Source organism: Pseudomonas sp. NPDC087185 (genome assembly GCF_044744955.1).
Taxonomy (GTDB): domain Bacteria; phylum Pseudomonadota; class Gammaproteobacteria; order Pseudomonadales; family Pseudomonadaceae; genus Aquipseudomonas.
The window spans coordinates 217463-236338 of the sequence record NZ_JBIUZK010000006.1 but is presented as its reverse complement, the minus strand read 5'-3'; the positions used below and the strand labels follow the sequence as shown (position 1 = coordinate 236338).

Genomic DNA, 18876 nt, shown 5'->3' with positions numbered 1-18876 from the left:
TACCGGCCCTATCGCCGGCAAGCCGGCTCCCACAAGGAACCACGCATTCCCTGTAGGAGCCGGCTTGCCGGCGATAGGGCCGGTATGTTCGACACAAGGCTAATGGCCCGCCCGCTAGCGGAACGAGTGTGTTACTAGGTATGTCTAGACTTACCTAGCACCCTCCAGGAGTAAAACCGTCATGACCTCAGCCTATTACACCGGCGAAGAACGCAGTAAGCGCATCTTCGCCATCGTCGGTGCCTCTTCAGGCAACCTGGTGGAATGGTTCGACTTCTACGTCTACGCCTTCTGCGCGATCTACTTCGCCCCGGCGTTCTTCCCCTCCGACGACCCGACCGTGCAGTTGCTCAACACTGCCGGCGTGTTCGCTGCGGGCTTTTTGATGCGCCCCATCGGTGGCTGGATCTTCGGCCGCCTGGCCGACCGCCATGGCCGCAAGAATTCCCTGATGATCTCGGTGCTGATGATGTGTTTCGGCTCCTTGATGATCGCCTGCCTGCCCACCTACGCCAGCATCGGCACCTGGGCCCCGGCGCTGCTGTTGCTGGCCCGCCTGATCCAGGGCCTGTCGGTGGGCGGCGAATACGGCACTACCGCCACCTACATGAGTGAAGTGGCACTGCGCGGCCAGCGCGGGTTCTTCGCCTCGTTCCAGTACGTCACGCTGATCGGCGGCCAGTTGCTGGCGGTGCTGGTGGTGGTGATCCTGCAACAACTGCTGACCGAAGACGAATTGCGTGCCTGGGGCTGGCGCATTCCGTTCGTGGTCGGGGCCATTGCCGCGCTGATCTCCCTGATGCTGCGCCGTTCGCTGCACGAGACCAGCAGCGCCGAAACCCGCAATGACAAGGACGCAGGGTCGGTCAAAGGCCTGTTCCGCAACCACGCAGCCGCCTTCATCACCGTGCTTGGTTACACCGCCGGCGGCTCGCTGATTTTCTATACCTTCACCACCTATATGCAGAAATACCTGGTCAACACCGCCGGCATGACCGCGAAGAATGCCAGTTACGTGATGACCGGTGCATTGTTCCTGTTCATGGTGCTGCAGCCGTTCTTCGGCATGCTCTCCGACCGCATCGGCCGCCGTAACTCCATGCTGCTGTTCGGCGCCCTGGGTACGTTGTTCACTGTCCCCTTGCTGATGGCGTTGAAGACCGTCACCAGCCCGTTCATGGCCTTCGTGTTGGTCAGCCTGGCGCTTTGCATCGTCAGCTTCTACACCTCGATCAGCGGCCTGGTGAAGGCCGAAATGTTCCCCCCACAGGTGCGGGCGCTGGGTGTGGGCCTGGCTTATGCGGTGGCCAACGCGATGTTCGGCGGTTCTGCTGAATACGTGGCGCTGGGCTTGAAAACCCTGGGCATGGAGAACACCTTCTACTGGTACGTGACGGCAATGATGGCCATTGCCTTCCTGTTCAGCTTGCGCCTGCCGAAACAGGCGGCATACCTGCACCATGATGATTAAGGACGTGGCATGACCAACCAGCTGTTCGACGCCTACTTCACCGCCCCGGCCATGCGCGAGATTTTCTCCGACCGCGGCCGCCTGCAGGGCATGCTCGATTTCGAAGCCGCCCTGGCCCGTGCCGAGGCCGCTGCGGGGCTGGTGCCGCACAGTGCGGTCGCAGCCATCGAGGCCGGCTGCCGGGCCGAGCGTTATGACGTTCGCGCGCTGGCCGAGGCCATCGCCACGGCCGGCAACTCGGCGATCCCGCTGGTCAAGGCGCTGGGCAAGGTGATCGCCACCGGCGTGCCTGAGGCCGAGCGCTACGTGCACCTTGGTGCGACCAGCCAGGATGCGATGGATACCGGGCTGGTGCTGCAGTTGCGTGATGCCCTGGAGCTGATCGAGGGGGACCTCGCCAAGTTGGCTGAAACCCTGTCGCGCCAAGCCTTGCAGCATGCCGATACACCGTTGGTGGGGCGTACCTGGCTGCAGCATGCCACGCCGGTAACCCTGGGCATGAAGCTGGCGGGTGTGCTCGGCGCCTTGACGCGCCATCGCCAGCGCCTGCAGGAGTTGCGCCCACGTTTGCTGGTGCTGCAGTTCGGGGGCGCCTCCGGCAGCCTGGCGGCCTTGGGCAGCAAAGCGTTGCCGGTCGCCGAAGGCCTGGCCGAACAGCTGAAACTGACCTTGCCTGAGCAGCCATGGCATACCCAGCGCGACCGCCTGGTGGAATTCGCCTCGGTGCTAGGCCTGGTTGCCGGTAGCCTGGGCAAGTTCGGCCGCGACATCAGCTTGCTGATGCAGACCGAAGCGGGTGAGGTATTCGAGCCTTCCGCGCCAGGCAAGGGCGGTTCGTCGACCATGCCGCACAAGCGCAACCCGGTGGGCGCTGCGGTGCTGATCGGTGCCGCCACACGTGTGCCGGGGCTGCTGTCAACGCTTTACAGTGCCATGCCCCAGGAGCACGAGCGTAGCCTCGGCCTGTGGCATGCCGAGTGGGAAACACTGCCGGATATCTGCTGCCTGGTCTCTGGCGCCTTGCGCCAGGCCCAGGTGATCGCCGAGGGCATGGAGGTGGACGCCGAGCGCATGCGCCGCAACCTCGACCTGACTCAAGGCCTGGTGCTGGCCGAGGCGGTGAGCATCGTCCTGGCCCAACGCCTGGGCCGCGACCGCGCCCATCACCTGCTGGAGCAATGCTGCCAGCGCGCCGTCGCCGAACAGCGCCACTTGCGCGCCGTACTGGGCGACGAGCCGCAGGTGACGGCCGAGTTGACCGAGCAAGAGCTCGACCGCCTGCTCGACCCTGCCCATTACCTCGGCCAGGCTCGCGTCTGGGTGGCGCGCGCCGTGGCTGAACATCAACGTTTCACTGCCTGAAGGAGACCGCTGTGGCGCATTTGCAACTGGCCGATGGCGTACTGAACTATCGACTCGATGGCCCGGAAGATGCCCCGGTGCTGGTACTGTCCAACTCGCTGGGCACTGACCTGGGCATGTGGGACAGCCAGATTCCGCTGTGGAGCGAGCATTTCCGAGTGCTGCGTTATGACACCCGTGGCCACGGCGCTTCGCTGGTCACCCAGGGCCCTTACAGCATCGAACAGCTGGGCCGTGATGTGCTGGCGCTGCTCGATGCGCTGGATATCCCCCATGCGCACTTCGTCGGCCTGTCGATGGGCGGCCTGATCGGCCAGTGGCTGGGCATCCATGCGGGCCATCGCCTGCACAGCCTGACCCTGTGCAACACGGCTGCCAAGATTGCCAACGACGAGGTGTGGAACACCCGCATCGACACGGTGCTCAAGGGTGGCCAGCAGGCCATGGCCGACCTGCGCGACGCGTCCATCGCCCGCTGGTTCACCCCCGCGTTTGCCGAGGCCCAGCCTGCACAGGCGCAGCGCATCTGCCAGATGCTGGCGCAGACCTCGCCCGAAGGCTACGCCGGCAATTGCGCGGCCGTGCGTGATGCCGATTTCCGTGAGCAACTGGGCCGAGTCCAGGTGCCAACGCTGGTCGTTGCCGGTACCGAAGACGTGGTGACCACGCCGGAACATGGCCGCTTCATGCAGGCCGCGATCATTGGTGCGACCTATGCCGAATTCCCGGCTGCGCACTTGTCCAACGTCGAGATCGGCGAGGCGTTCAGCCGCCGCGTGCTTGACTTCCTGCTGGCTCGCTGAGGACTGCACCATGGATGAGAAACAACGTTACGACGCTGGTATGGAAGTACGCCGCGCGGTGCTCGGCGATGCCCACGTGGACCGCAGCCTGGAGAAGCTCAACGACTTCAACGGCGAGTTCCAGAACATGATCACCCGCCATGCCTGGGGGGATATCTGGACCCGCCCAGGCCTGCCGCGCCACACCCGCAGCCTGATCACCATTGCCATGTTGATCGGCATGAACCGCAACGACGAGCTCAAGCTGCACCTGCGCGCCGCGGCCAACAATGGCGTGACCCGTGAAGAGATCAAGGAAGTGCTGATGCAGAGCGCGATCTACTGCGGCATTCCGGCGGCCAATGCCACGTTCCACCTGGCCGAATCGGTGTGGGATGAGTTGGGTGTGGAGTCGCGACAGTAATCGATAGTCTGTACTGGCCTCTTCGCGGGTTTGTTCCGCGAAGAGGCCAATCGAGTCAACTGCTGCTCATGCGGCTGCCTTTTTCTGCCGCAGCGCCACCGGCCCGGCATTGGCCTCCACGGCGCGTTTCAGTCCCGGGCACAAACCCAGCATGAAGGCAGCCTCCGCCACCACGAACAGTGGCCCGATGATCAGCCCGCTGATATCGTCGACGAACGCCGGCTTGCGGCCTTCGTAATGATGCCCGACGAACTGGATGATCCAGCCCACCACGAATGCCCCGAGCCCAGTGCTGAGCCACAGCGCGGTACTTTGCACCGCCAGCACCTGGCCAACCCACAGGCACAGCCCCAGCAGCAGGCCCATCACCAGCCCGAAGCGCAGGTCCAGGCGCAGGTAGAACCACACCGAGCCCGCCGCCGCCAGCAGGGCAGGGGACAGCCACATGCCCGCCACGTCCCAGCCTGGGCGTGACAGCAGGATGGTCACGGCCACCACGATCAATGGAATGCCAACGAAATGGGTAGCGATGTTGCGTGGGTCACGGTGGTAGTTGGCGTATTGGCTCAGGTGTTCGACGAGGTTTTTCATTGTTTTTCCTCCCTGGGTGGCCAGTTCTGCGTTGTGGCGTTTGTTCAGGCCATGATGATCAGGATAGCCCTTAGCTCACCATCTACATCAGTTCAGCGAATGTCAGCACTGCGCACGGGCGTATCCAGCCCCACCAGCGTTTCGATCATCGCCCGCGCCGCTGGCGACAGGCGATAACCGCTGCGGCTGACCACCCCACAGCGCACGCTCAGAACCTCCAGGGCCGGCGGCAAGTTGCGCCAATGCAGGCGTACCAGGCGGCCGGCGGCAAGGTCGTCGGTCACGGCTTCCTCGCTGGCGGTGCCGATGGCATCGGTGGATTGCACCACGCTGCGCAGCACCGCCAGGTGCTCGGTCTGCAGGTGCGGGGTGAAATCGCTGCGCCCGCTGAGGTTGGCCAGGCGCTTGCGCACGCCTGGGGCGAGCAGGGCGCTGGCCAGGGGGTAGGTGAACAAGTCGTTGGTCGACAAGCTGTCCTTGGCCAGCAGCGGGTGGCCAGGGCGGCAGAAGAACAGGCCTGGGCGCGGGCTGAGCGGTTCGGTGTGGAAGTTCGGGTCGGCTTCGAACGGGCGGATGTCATCGACGAAGAACTCGATCTGTTCGCGGCGCAACGCCTGGCCGAGGCGTTCGGCGTTGTCCACCAGCAGGGCGGTGCGGATACCGGGGTGGGTGCCGATGAAGTGCTGCAACGCTTGTGGTACCAGGCGCACGGCCAAGGCAGGGCCGCTGCCGAAATGCAGTTCGCCGGCGTCGAGCTTGGTCATCTGCAGCACTTCGTTGCTCAACTGTGCGGCGCCTTGCACCAGCCGGCGGGCGTGTTGCAGCACGACCAGGCCTTCGGGGGTCGGCGGCAGGGCCTTGCTGGCGCGGTCGACCAATGGGCAGCCGAACGTCTGCTCCAGGCCCTGGATGGCGCGGCTGAATGCGGGTTGGGTGATGCCCATGGCCTCGGCGGCGCGGACGAAACTGCGGTACTCGGTGAGGGCGATGAAGTAGCGCAGTTGGCGAAGGTCCATGTCGAGGCTCTGCGGCGGGGAACGGACGTCGATTTAAGCTGTTACTGTATATGTCGTCAACGAAGGTTTATGAAGGTTGTTATTCGATAAGGTTATTTCAAGTTCGCCGGTCTCTTCGCGGGCAAGCCCGCGAAGAGACCCCGGTAGTATCAAAGAAGGTTCAGCGGATAACTCACAATCAACCGGTTCTCGTCGAACGCGTTGGTGCTGAAGTCCCGGCGCATGGTCGAGTTGCGCCATTTCACCGACAAATCCTTGAACGAACCCGACTGCACCACATAAGCCAGCTCAGTCTCGCGCGCCCATTCCTTGCCGTCGTCGACGCCGCCTGCAGTGACATTGTCGCCCTTGATGTAGCGGTTCATCAGGGTCAGCCCGGGGATGCCGACGCTGACGAAGTTGAAGTCATGGCGCACCTGCCAGGAGCGCTCCTTGGCATTGTCGAAGCTCGAGTTGTAGCTGTCGTTGGCCAGGGTGCCGCCACTGGTGCCGTTGACCCGCAACCAGGCATCGTCGCCGCTGACCTTCTGCAGGCCGACGTAGAAGGTGTTGCCCTTGTAGCGCGCCGAGAGCATCGCCGAGGCGGTGCGGTTGTCGAGCTGGCCGGCGCGCTCGGCGCCGTCTTCCTTGCCGATGAAGTAGCCAAGGTTGGCGCCCAGGGTCCATTCGCCAAGTGGCTGGCTGTGCACCAGGTTGAGGTACTGCTGGCGATAGATATCCTTGAGCTGCGCATCCCACAGGCCGATCATCGTGCGTTTGTCGTTGAAGGTGTATTCACCGCCGCCGAAGTTGAAGCGGTCGGAGGTGAACGCCGCGCGGCCGTTGAGCGACATGTCTTCCATGCTGGCGTCGTTGCGCGGGCTGTTGCCGCGGAACTGGCCGGCGTACAGGGTCAGGCCGTCGATCTCTTTCGAGGTGAGCTGGCCGCCACGGAAGGTCTGCGGCAGCGAGCGACCGTCGTCCGAACGCAGGATCGGCAGCACCGGCATCCACTCGCCGACTTTCAATTCTGTTTGCGACAGCTTGGCTTTCAGCGCCACGCCCAGGCGGCCGAAGTCGTCGGCGGGGCGGCCATCGTCATGCACCGGCAGCAGGTGGGTGTTGGTGGTGCCTTTGCCACCATCGAGCTTGACCGAGTACAAGCCCAGTACGTCCACGCCGAAACCTACGGTGCCCTGGGTGAAGCCGGAGCGGGCATCGAGGATGAAGCTCTGCGTCCATTCTTCGCCTTTGGCCTGGGAGTGGGCCGGGTCGACGAAATTGCGGTTGATGTAGAAATTGCGCAGGTTGAGGGTGGCCTTGGCGTCCTCCATGAAACCGCCCTCGGCGGCGAACGCAGGGAGTGCGCAGGACATGGCCAACAGGCCGGGCAGCAGCTGGCGTGCGGGGTGCGAAGTGCTCATCTGTCGTGGATCTCTTGTTTTTATTGGCGAGCCGGTGCGCTGCAGGGTGCGGCCTGCAGGGCGGGTGATTTTTTGATGAACGTGGGCAACGTTGCTGGAGGCGATGGTGCGGTGAAGGGAAGGGGCGAGGCAATTCGCCGCATGCGGAAGCGGGCGATAATCGAACGGAATGTTCCAGGTGGTTAATTGTCGGCTGCGAAAAACAAAAAGCCCACCGCGAGGGTGGGCTTGATGCTGTTGCCGTTGGATCAGCGTTTTGCGGTATCGACCGACGCCTGCTGATTGGCTTGCCCGGTCTGCTCGTACCAGCCACCACCCAAGGCCTTGTACAGGTTGACCTCGCTGGTCAGCTGCGACAGGCGATCGGTGATCAGCGACTGCTGGGCGCTGAACAGGTTGCGCTGGGCATCCAGGAAGGTCAGGTTGCTGTCGATGCCAATGCGGTAGCGACGCTCGGCCAGGCGGTAGTAGTCCTGGTTCGCCTGCACCAGGTCACGTTGCGCCTGCAACTGCTCTTCGAAGGTCTTGCGCGCTGCCAGGCCATCGGAGACTTCCTGGAAGGCGGTCTGGATGGTCTTTTCGTACTTGGCGACGTTGATGTCCTTCTGGATCTTCGAGTAGTCCAGGCTGGCCTTCAGGCTGCCGGCGTTGAAGATCGGCAGGTTGATCTGCGGCTGGAACAACCAGGTGCCCGAACCGCCCTTGAACAGCCCGTCCATGTCCGGGCTCAGCGTGCCGGCATTGGCGGTCAGGCTGATGCTCGGGAAGAACGCGGCACGCGCCGCGCCGATGTTGGCGTTGGCGGCCTTGAGCAGGTGCTCGGCTTCCTGGATGTCGGGGCGCCGGGTCAGCAGATCGGACGGCAGGCCAGCGGGCACTTCGGCCAACTGGTCGGCGTCCAGCTTCAGCGAGGCCGGCAGGTTGGCCGGTACACCGGTGCCGACCAGCACGGCCAGGCTGTTGAGGTCCTGGGCGACCAGGCGCTGGTACTGCGAGTACTTGACCCGCGCGCCTTCCACGGCGGTGCGTGCCTGGCTCAGGTCGAGTGCCGACGCCACGCCGACTTCGTTGCTGCGGCGGGTCAGGTTGTAGCTTTCCTCATAGGTCTTGAGGGTGTCTTCGGTCAGCTTGAACAGCGCCTGGTCGGCTTGCCAGGTGTAGTAGGCGTTGGCCACGCTGGCCACCAGGGCGATCTGCGTGGAGCGGCGTGCCTGCTCGCTGGACAAGTAGGTTTCCAGGGCCTGGTCGGTGAGGCTGCGTACCCGGCCGAACAGGTCCAGCTCATAGGCGCTGACGCCCAGGGTGGCCGAGTACTGGCTGGTGATGCTGGATTCGCCAGTGGTCGACAGGTTTGCCGGAAGGCGTTGACGGCTGCCGCTGCCGGTGGCCGAAACCGCCGGGAACAGGTCGGCACGCTGGATGCGGTACTGGGCGCGGTAGGCGTCCAGGTTCAGCGCCGCGACGCGCAGGTCGCGGTTGTTCTCCAGCGAGGTCTGGATCAGCTGCTGCAGCGCCGGGTCATGGAAGAACTGGCGCCAGCCCTGTTCGGCGGCAGCGACGTCCGCCGACTGGGTCGGGGAGTACGCAGGGCCTTGCGGCCACTGCTGTGCCACCGGCGCTTCCGGGGTCTGGTAGTCAGGGATCAGCGAGCAGCCGCCAAGAATGAAAGCGGTTACCGCCAGGGACAACAAAGACTTGGTCATTGCCCAGCCTCATAACGTGGAGTTTCAGGGGTGACGTCTTTTTCCGGCTCTTTGCTGCCGAACAGTGACGACACTGCGACGAAGAATAGCGGTACCCAGAAGATTGCCAGGATGGTTGCACTGATCATGCCGCCGATCACGCCGGTGCCGATGGCGTGCTGGCTGCCCGCGCCGGCGCCGCTGGCGATGGTCAACGGTACCACGCCGAGGATGAACGCCAGCGAGGTCATGATGATCGGGCGCAGACGCATGCGGCATGCCTCGATCGCCGCGTCGTACAGGCTGCGGCCCTGCTCGTGCAGCTCTTTGGCGAATTCGACGATCAGGATCGCGTTCTTCGCCGCCAGGCCGATGGTGGTCAACAGGCCGACCAGGAAGTACACGTCGTTGGACAACCCGCGCAGGCTGGTGGCGATCAGCGCACCGATGATACCCAGCGGTACCACGAGCACGACGGCGATCGGGATCGACCAGCTTTCATACAAGGCTGCCAGGCAGAGGAACACGAACAGTACCGAGAGGGCGAACAGTGCCGGCATCTGCGAGCCGGAGAGTTTTTCCTCGTAGGACATGCCGGTCCAGGAGAAGCCGATACCGTCCGGCAACTCACCGGCAATGCGCTCAACCTCGGCCATGGCCTCACCGGTACTGTAGCCAGGGGCTGGCGCACCGAGAATTTCCATCGCCTCGACACCGTTGTAACGCGACAGCTTGGGCGAACCGTAGGTCCACTCGCCTTTGGCGAAGGAGGAGAACGGTACCATCTCGCCCGCACCGTTGCGCACGTACCACTTCTGCAGGTCTTCCGGGCTCATCCGGGCGTCGGACTCACCCTGGATGTACACCTTCTTGACCCGGCCGCGGTCGATGAAGTCGTTGACGTAGCTGGCACCCAGGGCAATCGACAGGGTGTTGTTGATGTCGGCAATGGTCACGCCCAGGGCGCTGGCACGTTCGTCATCGATGGTCAGCTGGTACTGCGGCTCATCGTTCAGGCCGTTCGGGCGCACGGCGCTGAGCACCTTGCTTTGTGCCGCCTTGGCCAGGAACTGGTTGCGCGCTTCCATGAGTTTGGCATGGCCGACACCGCCGCGGTCCTGAAGGAACACGTCGAAGCCGGTGGCGTTACCCAGTTCCAGTACCGCAGGTGGCGCGAAGGCGAACACCATGGCATCGCGGAAGGTGAAGAAGTGCTGCTGGGCACGCTGCGCCAGGGCGAACACGCTGTTCTCCTTGGAGCGCTCGCCCCACGGTTTGAGCATGATGAACGCCATGCCTGAGCTCTGACCGCGGCCGGCGAAGTTGAAGCCGTTGACGGTGAACACCGACGACACGGTGTCGGACTCTTCCTTCAGCAGGTACTCACGCATCTGGTCGACCACCACCTGGGTGCGCTCGGCACTGGAACCGGCCGGGGTCTGTACCTGGGCGAACAGTACGCCCTGGTCTTCCTCGGGCAGGAACGCCGTTGGAATTCGGGCGAACAGCCAGATCATGCCAACCACGATCAGCGCGTAGGCGAGCAGGAACGGCACCTTGTTGCGCAGGATGGTACCGACGCTGCGCTCGTAGCCGTTGACGCTGCGGTCGAAGTTGCGGTTGAACCAGCCGAAGAAACCACCCTTGGCCACATGGTGCTCGCCCTTTTTCAACGGCTTGAGCATGGTGGCGCACAGCGCCGGGGTGAAGATCAGTGCCACCAGTACCGACAGGCCCATGGCCGAGACGATGGTGATTGAGAACTGCCGGTAGATCACACCCGTGGAGCCGCCGAAGAATGCCATGGGCAGCAGTACCGCCGACAGCACCAGGGCGATACCCACCAGGGCGCCCTGGATCTGTTCCATCGAACGCTTGGTCGCCTCCTTGGGCGGCAAGCCTTCCTCGGACATCACCCGCTCGACGTTCTCCACCACGACGATGGCGTCGTCCACCAGCAAGCCGATGGCCAGGACCATGGCGAACATGGTCAGGGTGTTGATGCTGAAGCCCGCCGCGGCAAGGATGCCGAAGGTACCCAGCAACACCACCGGTACGGTCATGGTGGTGATGATGGTGGCGCGGAAGTTCTGCAGGAACAGGTACATCACCAGGAACACCAGGACCACGGCTTCGATCAGGGTGTGAATGACCCCGCTGATCGACTCGGTGACCACCGGCGTGGTGTCATACGGGAATACCGCTTTCACCCCCGGCGGGAAGAACGGTTCCAGGTCGTTGATGGTCTGGCGCAGGGCCTTGGCGGTATCCAGGGCATTGGCGCCGGTTGCCAGCTTGACTGCCAGGCCCGAGGCCGGCTTGCCGTTGAACTGGGCGCTGACGGCGTAGTTCTCGCCACCCAGGCCTACCTGGGCAACATCACCCAGGCGCACTTGCGAACCGTCCTTGTTGACCTTGAGCAGGATCTTCTCGAACTGCTCGGCGGTTTGCAGGCGGGTCTTGCCGATGATGGTGGCGTTGAGCTGGGTGCCCGGCAGGGCAGGCAGGCCGCCGAGCTGGCCGGACGACACCTGCACGTTCTGCGCGGCCACCGCGGTCTTGACGTCGACCGGGGTCAGCTGGAACTTGTTCAGCTTGGCCGGATCGAGCCAGATACGCATGGCGTACTGCGCACCGAACACTTGGAAGTCACCCACGCCGGCAGTCCGCGAGATCGGGTCCTGCATGTTGGAGACGATGTAGTTGGCCAAGTCGTCCTTGGTCATGCTGCCGTCTTCGGACACCAGGCCGATTACCAGCAGGAAGTTTTTCACTGCCTTGGTAACACGGATACCTTGCTGCTGCACTTCCTGCGGCAGCAGCGGGGTGGCCAGGTTCAGCTTGTTCTGTACCTGGACCTGCGCGGTGTCGGCGTTGGTCCCCTGCTCGAAGGTGGCCGTGATGGTCATGCTGCCGTCGGAGTTACTCTCCGAGGAAACATAACGCAGGTTGTCGATACCGTTGAGCTGCTGTTCGATGACCTGCACCACGGTGTCTTGCACGGTCTGCGCCGAAGCGCCCGGGTAGGTCACGGCGATGGCGATGGCCGGCGGTGCGATGCTCGGGTACTGGTTGATCGGCAGCTTCAGGATCGACAAGGCGCCGACCAGCATGATCACCAAGGCAATCACCCAGGCGAAGATCGGGCGATCGATAAAGAACTTCGACATGGTTTACTCCGCTTTGGCGTCTGCTTTGGCCGCGTTGGCCTGATCAGGGCTACCCGGCTTCTTGACGTTGGTGGCATCGCTGACCTTGACCTCGACGCCTGGGCGCACGTACTGCAGGCCTTCGGTGATCAGGCGGTCGCCCGGGTTCAGGCCTTCCTCGATCAGCCAGTCGCTGCCCAGGGTACGGCTGGCCTTGAGCTGACGCAGTTCGACCTTGTTATCCTGGTTGACCACCAGCGCGGTCGGTGCACCCTTGAGGTCACGGGTGACGCCTTGCTGCGGGGCCAGGATGGCGCTGCTGTTGACCCCGGCCTTGAGCCGCGCATGCACGAACATGCCTGGCAGCAGGGTGTGATCCGGGTTGGGGAAGATGGCGCGCAGGGTCACGGAGCCCGTGGTCTCGTCCACCGCGACTTCGGAGAACTCCAGGCGACCTTCCTGTTTGAGCAGGCTGCCGTCTTCCAGCACCAGTTGGACCGATGCTGTGTTGGCGCCGGCCTTCTGCAGTTGGCCGCTTTCCAGCTCACGGCGCAGCTTGAGCAGCTCGGCAGTGGACTGGGTGACATCGACGTAGATCGGGTCGAGCTGCTGGATGGTGGCCATGGCATTGGTCTGGCCATTGCTCACCAGCGCACCTTCGGTGAACGAAGAACGGCCGATACGGCCGCTGATCGGTGCCAGCACTTTGGTGTAGCGCAGGTCGATCTGAGCGCTCTTCAGCGAAGCATCGGCCTGCAATCGTTTGGCATTGGCGTCGTCGTACTCCTGCTTGGACACCGCCTGTTCGTCGATAAGCTGCTTGTAGCGCTCGGCCAGCGAACGGGTGGCCTGCAGGTTGGCCTGGGCGTTGGCCAGGTTGGCCTCGTAGACGGCAGGGTCGATCTGGTAGAGCTGTTGGCCTTCCTTGACCTCGCTGCCTTCCTTGAACAGGCGCTTGAGAATGATGCCATTGACCTGCGGGCGGACTTCGGCGACGCGGTAGGCGCTGGTGCGCCCCGGCAGTTCCGAGGTCAGCGTGAAGGCTTGCGGCTGTATGGTCACGACGCCGACCTGAGGAGCCTGTGCTGCGGGCGCGGCTTCTTCTTTCTTGCAGCCACTGAGCAGGGTGGCCAGGGCGACGGCGGAAACCAGAGCGGTAACGGCTGGCTTGAATTGCATGAGGATCCTCGGGTCGCTAGAGCTGGGAGACGCTCAAGAGTAATGGAAGAGTCTGGTCAGAAAAAATGCTATCAGGTGGATAAATAGCTTACTAACGAATATACTTACATTCATGGTTGTTTGTAAATACCGTTGGGTAGTACTTTGCTACTGTCCCAGCCCCTTGATTAGCCTATCCGGGAGGCACCCTGCAGAGGTGGCCCCGGCGGATTCCCCGCACGCGACGCGCCTGCGGGCCCAGATGAGGTTGTACTGCCATGGTCCGTCGAACCAAAGAAGAAGCCCAGGAAACCCGCGCGCAAATCATCGAGGCTGCGGAAAAGGCCTTCTACAAGCGTGGAGTTGCGCGAACCACCCTGGCAGACATCGCCGAACTGGCGGGCGTGACCCGGGGGGCGATCTATTGGCATTTCAATAACAAGGCGGAGCTGGTGCAGGCGCTGCTCGACAGCCTGCACGAAACCCATGACCACTTGGCACGCGCCAGCGAAAGTGAAGACGAAGTCGACCCGCTTGGCTGCATGCGCAAGCTGCTGTTGCAAGTGTTCAACGAGCTGGTGCTCGACGCCCGTACCCGGCGTATCAATGAAATCCTGCATCACAAGTGCGAGTTCACCGATGACATGTGTGAAATTCGCCAGCAGCGCCAGAGCGCAGTGCTGGATTGCCACGAGGGCATTACCCTGGCGTTGGCCAATGCCGTGCGCCGTGAGCAACTGCCGGCCGAGCTGGACGTCGAGCGCGCCTCCGTGGCCATCTTTGCCTACGTCGATGGCCTGATGGGGCGCTGGTTGCTGCTGCCTGACAGCTTCGACCTCGTGCGCGATGCCGAAAAATGGGTCGACACCGGGCTGGATATGCTGCGCTGGAGCCCTGCCTTGCGCAAATGACACTTTGTTAAGGATTGTGAGGGAGTGTCCCCACCTTGTATTAAGGGAGGGTTAATACCTTCGGGTACTCCCTCAGCGCCCGCGCAGTTGCCGGTCCGGCAATGCCAATGCGGCCATCAGGCCCAGCAGTGCCACCGCCGCGCTGCCTAGCAGCAGATACCTGAACGTTTCCAGCAAGCGTGCCTGGGTAGCAGGGTCTGCCTCGCCCGCCTGCAAGCTCCCCAGCAAGGGATTACCCAGCAACTCGAAGCCGCCCTGGTGCAGCAGCGCCAGCAACAGGCTGGACATGCACGCCACGCCCATCGCACCGCCCAGCGAGCGGAACAGGTTGGTGGTGCTGGTGGCCACGCCGATGTCCTTGCTGTCCACTGCGCTCTGCGTGCCCACCAGCGATGTCGGGAACTGCAGGCCGCAGGCGATCCCGGTAAGCAGCATGAACACGGCACTGAGCAGGCCAGACTGGGGTGGGGTGATGGCCATGGCGAAGATCGCCACTGGCATCAGCAAGGCGCCGGCCAGGATCTGTGGCTTGTAGCGGCCAGTGATACTGGTCATGCGCCCCCCGGTAAATGCACCGATGGGCAGGCCGATGGCCAAGGGCAGCAGGTGCAGCGCTGCGCTGTCGGCACCGGCACCGGTGATGCCCTGGTAGCGCAAGGGCATCAGCATGGTCAGTGAAATCGACTGGAAGCTGGCGAAGAAAATCACTCCCCAGCACAGCACAGCGACCCGGTTGCCGAACAGGCCGAGCGGTAGCAACGGCTCCTGGCAGCGGCGCTCGTGGGCGATGAACAGGGCCGTGCCGAGCCCGGCGCAGGCAAACAGGACCATGACAGCGGGAGTGCTCCAGGCTTGGCCCTGGCCGACCAAGGTGATGCCCAGCAACAGGCTACCCAGGCCAAGAATCAACAGCACGGCACCCAGGTAGTCCACCTGGGCCTGGCGGCGCTGCACGGGCATGCCGCTCAAGGCGCGGTGGATCGCCCACAGTGCGACCAGGCCCAATGGCAGGTTGATCCAGAACACCCAGCGCCACGACAGGTACTCGGTCAGCCAGCCGCCCAATACCGGCCCGGCAACGCTGGCCACGGCGTACATGCTGCTGAAATAACCTTGATAGCGCCCACGCTCGCGGGGTGGCACGAAGTCGCCGATGATCGCCTGGCTCACCGAGACCATGCCGCCCGCGCCAATCCCCTGTAGCACCCGCGCCAGCACCAGTTGCTGCATGTCCTGGGCTAGCGCGCAGGCGATCGAGGCCAGGGTGAACAGGCTGATACCGGTGAGGATCATGCGCCGGCGACCGTAGAGGTCACCCAGCTTGCCGTAGATCGGCACGGCCACGGTCATCGCCACCATGTAGCCGGAGATCACCCAGGCCAGCAGGCCGACATCGTTGAACTGCGCGGAGATGGCCGGCAGGGAGACGGCAACGATGGTCTGGTCGAGGGCACCGAGGAAAATGGCCAGCATCAACGCGGTAAGCACGTTGCGCAGGGCGGTGGGGGGCAGTGCAGCGGTCACGGGAGTTACCTTCATCGGCTGTCGGGCGCCTGGAATAGCGTCGAATTGTAACCCGACTTAGGTAGCTTCCTATGTACTATCTGCATCCCCTATGCAAGATCGGCATTGGCGCATTCATCCAGTGCTGCATGGCCGCGTGATATCGTGCGTGGGCCGCAGGGGCTGAAATCCGGGGCTTGCACCAGCTTGGTGCAGCAAGATGTCGCAGGGTTTCAGTGCCGCTGTATCCCACACCTTTTATTCCTCTGCCTGCATGTCGAGCATGACCGCCCAGATGGCGACGGTTGGAACAGGTCAGGTAGACCCGATTCAGGGGTCGGTAGCAACCGTTCAATTTCACGTACTAGCGGAGTGATCATGCCCAGGGCTTCCCACCAAGATTTGCGTTTTGCCTTCCGCGAGCTGCTCGCTTCAGGTTCCTGCTACCACACGGCGTCCGTGTTCGACCCGATGTCGGCGCGTATTGCCGCCGACCTGGGCTTTGAAGTCGGTATCCTCGGCGGCTCGGTCGCTTCGTTGCAGGTGCTGGCTGCGCCAGACTTCGCCCTGATCACCCTGAGCGAGTTCGTCGAGCAGGCCACCCGCATCGGCCGCGTGGCCCAGCTGCCGGTCCTCGCCGATGCCGACCATGGTTATGGCAACGCGCTGAATGTGATGCGCACCGTCATCGAGCTGGAGCGCGCCGGCGTGGCTGCGCTGACCATCGAAGACACCCTGCTGCCAGCCCAGTTCGGGCGCAAGTCCACCGACCTGATCCCGGTCGACGAAGGCGTCGGCAAGATCCGTGCGGCCCTGGAAGCGCGGGTCGACTCGTCGCTGTCGATCATCGCCCGCACCAATGCCGGCGTGCTCAGCACCGAAGAAATCATCGTGCGCACCCAGAGCTACCAAAAGGCCGGTGCCGACGGTATCTGCATGGTGGGGGTGAAGGACTTCGAGCAGCTGGAACAGATTGCCGAGCACCTGACCGTGCCGTTGATGCTGGTGACCTACGCCAACCCCAACCTGCGTGACGACGCACGCCTGGCACGGCTCGGCGTGCGCATCGTGGTCGATGGCCACGCCGCCTACTTTGCCGCGATCAAGGCAACCTACGACTGCCTGCGCTTGCAGCGCGGCCAGCAGAACAAGTCGGAAAACCTCAGTGCCACCGAACTCTCGCACACCTATACCCAGCCTGAGGACTACATCCGCTGGGCCAAGGAATACATGAGCGTCGAGGAGTGACCGGCATGGCGCCGTTGCGCTCAGCGAACGGCGCTCAAGGTGGCGGTGTGCGGCACGCAGTGCGCCTGCTCGCAACGCGCTGCCGCGCTGGGCTGGCTGCGTAGCAGTTCGGCGCGCCAGCAGGCCGAGCCATACAGCCCGGCGACTGCGGTCAAGGCCATGAACAGGGCGACTCTTCTGGATTTGATGCCCATGTTGCTTACCTCCTGTTGCAAAAACAGGTGATACGTCAAGCATAGGCCAATCGCAGGCGGCTGCTTGCCGTTACTGCCCGCATGCGCGGCAGTTCACAACACGTCCTCATCCCACTCCGGTTCGTCGCTGAAGCGCTGCGCGAGAAAGTCCAGCATGCTGCGCAGGGTCGCGGGCATGTGCTTGCGCGACGTGTACACCGCGTTCAGGTTCAGCTGTTGCGGCCGCGCTTCGGGCAGCAGGCGCACCAGTTCGCCCGTACGCAGGGCAGTGGCAGCCTGGTAGGTCGGCAGCATGGCGATGCCGGCGCCGGCCAGTGCCGCCTTCTGCAGCGTCATCGCCTCGTTTGCACTGATATTCCCTTCGACCGGCACGGCGATCAGCTGGCCGCCTACCTCGAATTGCCAGAGGCTGTGGCCGAAGTAAGCATGCGTCAGGCAATTGTGTCGGCTCAGCTCCTCGACCCGTTGCGGGGTGCCGTGCTCGCGCAAGTAGGCCGGCGCCGCGCACACCACCGAACGGCATACGGTCAGGCGCCGGGCGATCAGGTTGGGGTCCAGGTCGTTGCTGGTGCGGATGGCCAGGTCGATGCGCTCGTCCACCAGGTTGACCGTGCGATCGAGCATCTGCAGTTCGACTTTCACTCCAGGGTAGCGCCGCACGTACGCGGCCACTGCATCCACCAGTTGCGCCTGGCCGAACGAGGTACTGACACTGATGCGCAGCGCGCCGCGCGGTGCGTCTTCCGGTTGCCGCACGGCGGCTTGCAGGTCGCCGGCCAGGTCCAGCAACTGGCGGCAGCGCGGCAGGGTTTCCAGGCCAGCGGCGGTCAGGCTCAGCTTGCGCGTGGTGCGCTGCATGAGGCGCGCGCCGACCCACTCTTCCAGTTCTGCGAGGTAGCGCGAGACCACCGGCCGCGACAACTGCAGATGATCTGCCGCCGCCGACTGGCTGCCCAGGTCGACGACGGTGACGAAAACGCGCATGGCGTTGAGACGGTCCATGATTTGCTCGTTTTTAGAAACAAACTATGTTGCAGCATCGCATTTTTTGTCACGGATCGAGCAACTAAGCTGATGTTCATTCTTTTTGCGGACGGTCACAGAGCATGTCGATCTTCACCCCCTTGCGCGGCCTGGTGCTCGCGTGTTTCACCCTGAGCGGCCATGCCCAGGCCGCCGAGCCATTGCACCTGGATATCTACAACCCAGGCCATGAAGCCATCTTCCCGGTCAGCTCGGTAATCGTCAGTGGCGAAAAAGACGCCATCCTGGTCGACGCCCAGTTCGGCAAGGCCCAGGCTGAACAAGTGGTGCAGCGCCTGCGGGCTGGCGGCAAGCACCTGACCACCATCTATATCAGCCATGGCGACCCGGACTACTATTTTGGTCTCGACACGCTGACCCAGGCCTTCCCCAAGGCCAAGGTGGTTGCCTCGGCCGCCACCGTTGCCCATATCCGCCAGACCATGGACGCCAAGCTGGCCTATTGGGGCCCGCAGATGGGCAGCGACAAACCGGCGCGGCTGGTGATGCCACAGGTGCTCGATGGCAATCGCCTGATGCTGGAGGGGCAGGCGCTCGAAGTCATGGGGCTGGACGGCCCGCAACCTGAGCGCAGTTTTGTCTGGATCCCGTCGATCAAGGCGGTGGTCGGTGGCGTGGTGGTTTCCGAAAATATTCACGTGTGGATGGCCGATACCCAGTCGGCCAAGTCGCATGCCGACTGGTTGGGCACGCTCAAGCATATCGAGCAACTGGCCCCGCGTACCGTGGTGGCCGGCCACTACCTGGGCCAGAGCGGCCATTCGCTCGATGCCGTGCGCTTCACGGCCCACTATATCCGCGCGTTTGATGCTGAAGCTGCCAAGGCCAAGGATGCCAGTGTGCTGATCGCCGCGATGAAAAAACGTTACCCGGGCCTGGCCGATGAAAGCTCGCTGGAGCTCGGTGCCAAGGTCGCCAAGGGCGAAATGAAGTGGTAA

The 18876-nt window shown here is 63.5% G+C and carries 16 protein-coding genes; 7 read left to right on the top strand and 9 right to left on the bottom strand.

All coding sequences use genetic code 11. The annotated features are described in order from the left end of the window. The first annotated feature begins 181 nt into the window (after window positions 1–181). The 4 genes from ACIPIJ_RS21240 to pcaC are packed head-to-tail and all read left to right on the top strand — an operon-like array spanning window position 182 to window position 4039. The gene (locus ACIPIJ_RS21240; RefSeq protein WP_401080222.1) at window positions 182–1471 is read left to right on the top strand and encodes an MFS family transporter; all 1290 of its coding nucleotides are present in this window, start codon (window positions 182–184) and stop codon (window positions 1469–1471) included. A gap of 9 nt (window positions 1472–1480) precedes the next feature. After that, entirely contained in the window at window positions 1481–2833 is a 1353-nt protein-coding gene (locus ACIPIJ_RS21235) for a 3-carboxy-cis,cis-muconate cycloisomerase (protein WP_401080220.1), read from the top strand. Window positions 2834–2844: 11 nt separating this feature from the next. Beyond that, on the top strand, window positions 2845–3636 hold the full coding sequence (pcaD, locus tag ACIPIJ_RS21230; RefSeq protein WP_401080219.1) for a 3-oxoadipate enol-lactonase: 792 nt from the start codon (window positions 2845–2847) through the stop codon (window positions 3634–3636). A 10-nt stretch (window positions 3637–3646) separates the two neighbouring features. After that, window positions 3647–4039, top strand: a complete 393-nt coding sequence (pcaC, locus tag ACIPIJ_RS21225) for a 4-carboxymuconolactone decarboxylase (protein ID WP_401080217.1) — start codon at window positions 3647–3649, stop codon at window positions 4037–4039. Between the two features lie 66 nt (window positions 4040–4105). Here pcaC and ACIPIJ_RS21220 read toward each other — a convergent pair whose 3' ends face one another. The 6 genes from ACIPIJ_RS21220 to ttgA form a co-directional block, all read right to left on the bottom strand. Beyond that, window positions 4106–4630 (bottom strand): DUF962 domain-containing protein, encoded by a 525-nt coding sequence (locus ACIPIJ_RS21220; protein ID WP_401080215.1) that lies wholly within the window; start codon window positions 4628–4630, stop codon window positions 4106–4108. A gap of 92 nt (window positions 4631–4722) precedes the next feature. Continuing rightward, window positions 4723–5646, bottom strand: a complete 924-nt coding sequence (locus tag ACIPIJ_RS21215; protein ID WP_401080213.1) for a LysR family transcriptional regulator — start codon at window positions 5644–5646, stop codon at window positions 4723–4725. A gap of 149 nt (window positions 5647–5795) precedes the next feature. Next, complete coding sequence (locus ACIPIJ_RS21210; protein WP_401080211.1) at window positions 5796–7049, bottom strand: OprD family porin; 1254 nt, start codon at window positions 7047–7049, stop codon at window positions 5796–5798. A gap of 248 nt (window positions 7050–7297) precedes the next feature. Then, the gene (locus tag ACIPIJ_RS21205) at window positions 7298–8752 is read right to left on the bottom strand and encodes an AdeC/AdeK/OprM family multidrug efflux complex outer membrane factor (protein WP_401080209.1); all 1455 of its coding nucleotides are present in this window, start codon (window positions 8750–8752) and stop codon (window positions 7298–7300) included. Further along, the gene (ttgB, locus tag ACIPIJ_RS21200) at window positions 8749–11901 is read right to left on the bottom strand and encodes a multidrug efflux RND transporter permease subunit TtgB (RefSeq protein ID WP_401080207.1); all 3153 of its coding nucleotides are present in this window, start codon (window positions 11899–11901) and stop codon (window positions 8749–8751) included. The genes ACIPIJ_RS21205 and ttgB overlap by 4 nt, the downstream gene beginning before the upstream one ends. Window positions 11902–11904: 3 nt before the next feature. After that, window positions 11905–13059 (bottom strand): toluene efflux RND transporter periplasmic adaptor subunit TtgA, encoded by a 1155-nt coding sequence (gene ttgA / locus ACIPIJ_RS21195; RefSeq protein WP_401080205.1) that lies wholly within the window; start codon window positions 13057–13059, stop codon window positions 11905–11907. Between the two features lie 257 nt (window positions 13060–13316). On the opposite strand from ttgA, the gene ttgR reads away from it, so the two are divergent. Beyond that, the gene (gene ttgR / locus ACIPIJ_RS21190; RefSeq protein WP_401080203.1) at window positions 13317–13949 is read left to right on the top strand and encodes an efflux transport transcriptional regulator TtgR; all 633 of its coding nucleotides are present in this window, start codon (window positions 13317–13319) and stop codon (window positions 13947–13949) included. Window positions 13950–14021: 72 nt separating this feature from the next. Here the strand turns inward: ttgR and ACIPIJ_RS21185 are convergent, their stop codons facing one another. Beyond that, the gene (locus ACIPIJ_RS21185) at window positions 14022–15473 is read right to left on the bottom strand and encodes an MDR family MFS transporter (protein WP_401080201.1); all 1452 of its coding nucleotides are present in this window, start codon (window positions 15471–15473) and stop codon (window positions 14022–14024) included. Window positions 15474–15830: 357 nt separating this feature from the next. Between ACIPIJ_RS21185 and ACIPIJ_RS21180 the strand changes: the two genes are divergently transcribed. Then, the gene (locus tag ACIPIJ_RS21180; protein WP_401080199.1) at window positions 15831–16700 is read left to right on the top strand and encodes an oxaloacetate decarboxylase; all 870 of its coding nucleotides are present in this window, start codon (window positions 15831–15833) and stop codon (window positions 16698–16700) included. Window positions 16701–16720: 20 nt separating this feature from the next. On the opposite strand, the gene ACIPIJ_RS21175 is transcribed toward ACIPIJ_RS21180, so the two are convergent. Continuing rightward, complete coding sequence (locus ACIPIJ_RS21175) at window positions 16721–16894, bottom strand: hypothetical protein (RefSeq protein WP_401080197.1); 174 nt, start codon at window positions 16892–16894, stop codon at window positions 16721–16723. 93 nt (window positions 16895–16987) lie between these two features. Next, window positions 16988–17896 (bottom strand): LysR family transcriptional regulator, encoded by a 909-nt coding sequence (locus tag ACIPIJ_RS21170; RefSeq protein ID WP_401080195.1) that lies wholly within the window; start codon window positions 17894–17896, stop codon window positions 16988–16990. A gap of 104 nt (window positions 17897–18000) precedes the next feature. On the opposite strand from ACIPIJ_RS21170, the gene ACIPIJ_RS21165 reads away from it, so the two are divergent. After that, a complete protein-coding gene (locus tag ACIPIJ_RS21165; protein WP_401080193.1) occupies window positions 18001–18876 on the top strand; it encodes an MBL fold metallo-hydrolase in 876 nt (291 codons plus the stop codon).

Coding starts and splice junctions, on each gene's coding strand:
- ACIPIJ_RS21240 (WP_401080222.1), top strand. CDS start 182: ATGACCTCAGCCTATTACACCGGCGAAGAACGCAGTAAGCGCATCTTC.
- ACIPIJ_RS21235 (WP_401080220.1), top strand. CDS start 1,481: ATGACCAACCAGCTGTTCGACGCCTACTTCACCGCCCCGGCCATGCGC.
- pcaC (WP_401080217.1), top strand. CDS start 3,647: ATGGATGAGAAACAACGTTACGACGCTGGTATGGAAGTACGCCGCGCG.
- ACIPIJ_RS21220 (WP_401080215.1), bottom strand. CDS start 4,630: ATGAAAAACCTCGTCGAACACCTGAGCCAATACGCCAACTACCACCGT.
- ACIPIJ_RS21215 (WP_401080213.1), bottom strand. CDS start 5,646: ATGGACCTTCGCCAACTGCGCTACTTCATCGCCCTCACCGAGTACCGC.
- ACIPIJ_RS21210 (WP_401080211.1), bottom strand. CDS start 7,049: ATGAGCACTTCGCACCCCGCACGCCAGCTGCTGCCCGGCCTGTTGGCC.
- ACIPIJ_RS21205 (WP_401080209.1), bottom strand. CDS start 8,752: ATGACCAAGTCTTTGTTGTCCCTGGCGGTAACCGCTTTCATTCTTGGC.
- ttgB (WP_401080207.1), bottom strand. CDS start 11,901: ATGTCGAAGTTCTTTATCGATCGCCCGATCTTCGCCTGGGTGATTGCC.
- ttgA (WP_401080205.1), bottom strand. CDS start 13,059: ATGCAATTCAAGCCAGCCGTTACCGCTCTGGTTTCCGCCGTCGCCCTG.
- ttgR (WP_401080203.1), top strand. CDS start 13,317: ATGGTCCGTCGAACCAAAGAAGAAGCCCAGGAAACCCGCGCGCAAATC.
- ACIPIJ_RS21180 (WP_401080199.1), top strand. CDS start 15,831: ATGCCCAGGGCTTCCCACCAAGATTTGCGTTTTGCCTTCCGCGAGCTG.
- ACIPIJ_RS21175 (WP_401080197.1), bottom strand. CDS start 16,894: ATGGGCATCAAATCCAGAAGAGTCGCCCTGTTCATGGCCTTGACCGCA.
- ACIPIJ_RS21170 (WP_401080195.1), bottom strand. CDS start 17,896: ATGGACCGTCTCAACGCCATGCGCGTTTTCGTCACCGTCGTCGACCTG.
- ACIPIJ_RS21165 (WP_401080193.1), top strand. CDS start 18,001: ATGTCGATCTTCACCCCCTTGCGCGGCCTGGTGCTCGCGTGTTTCACC.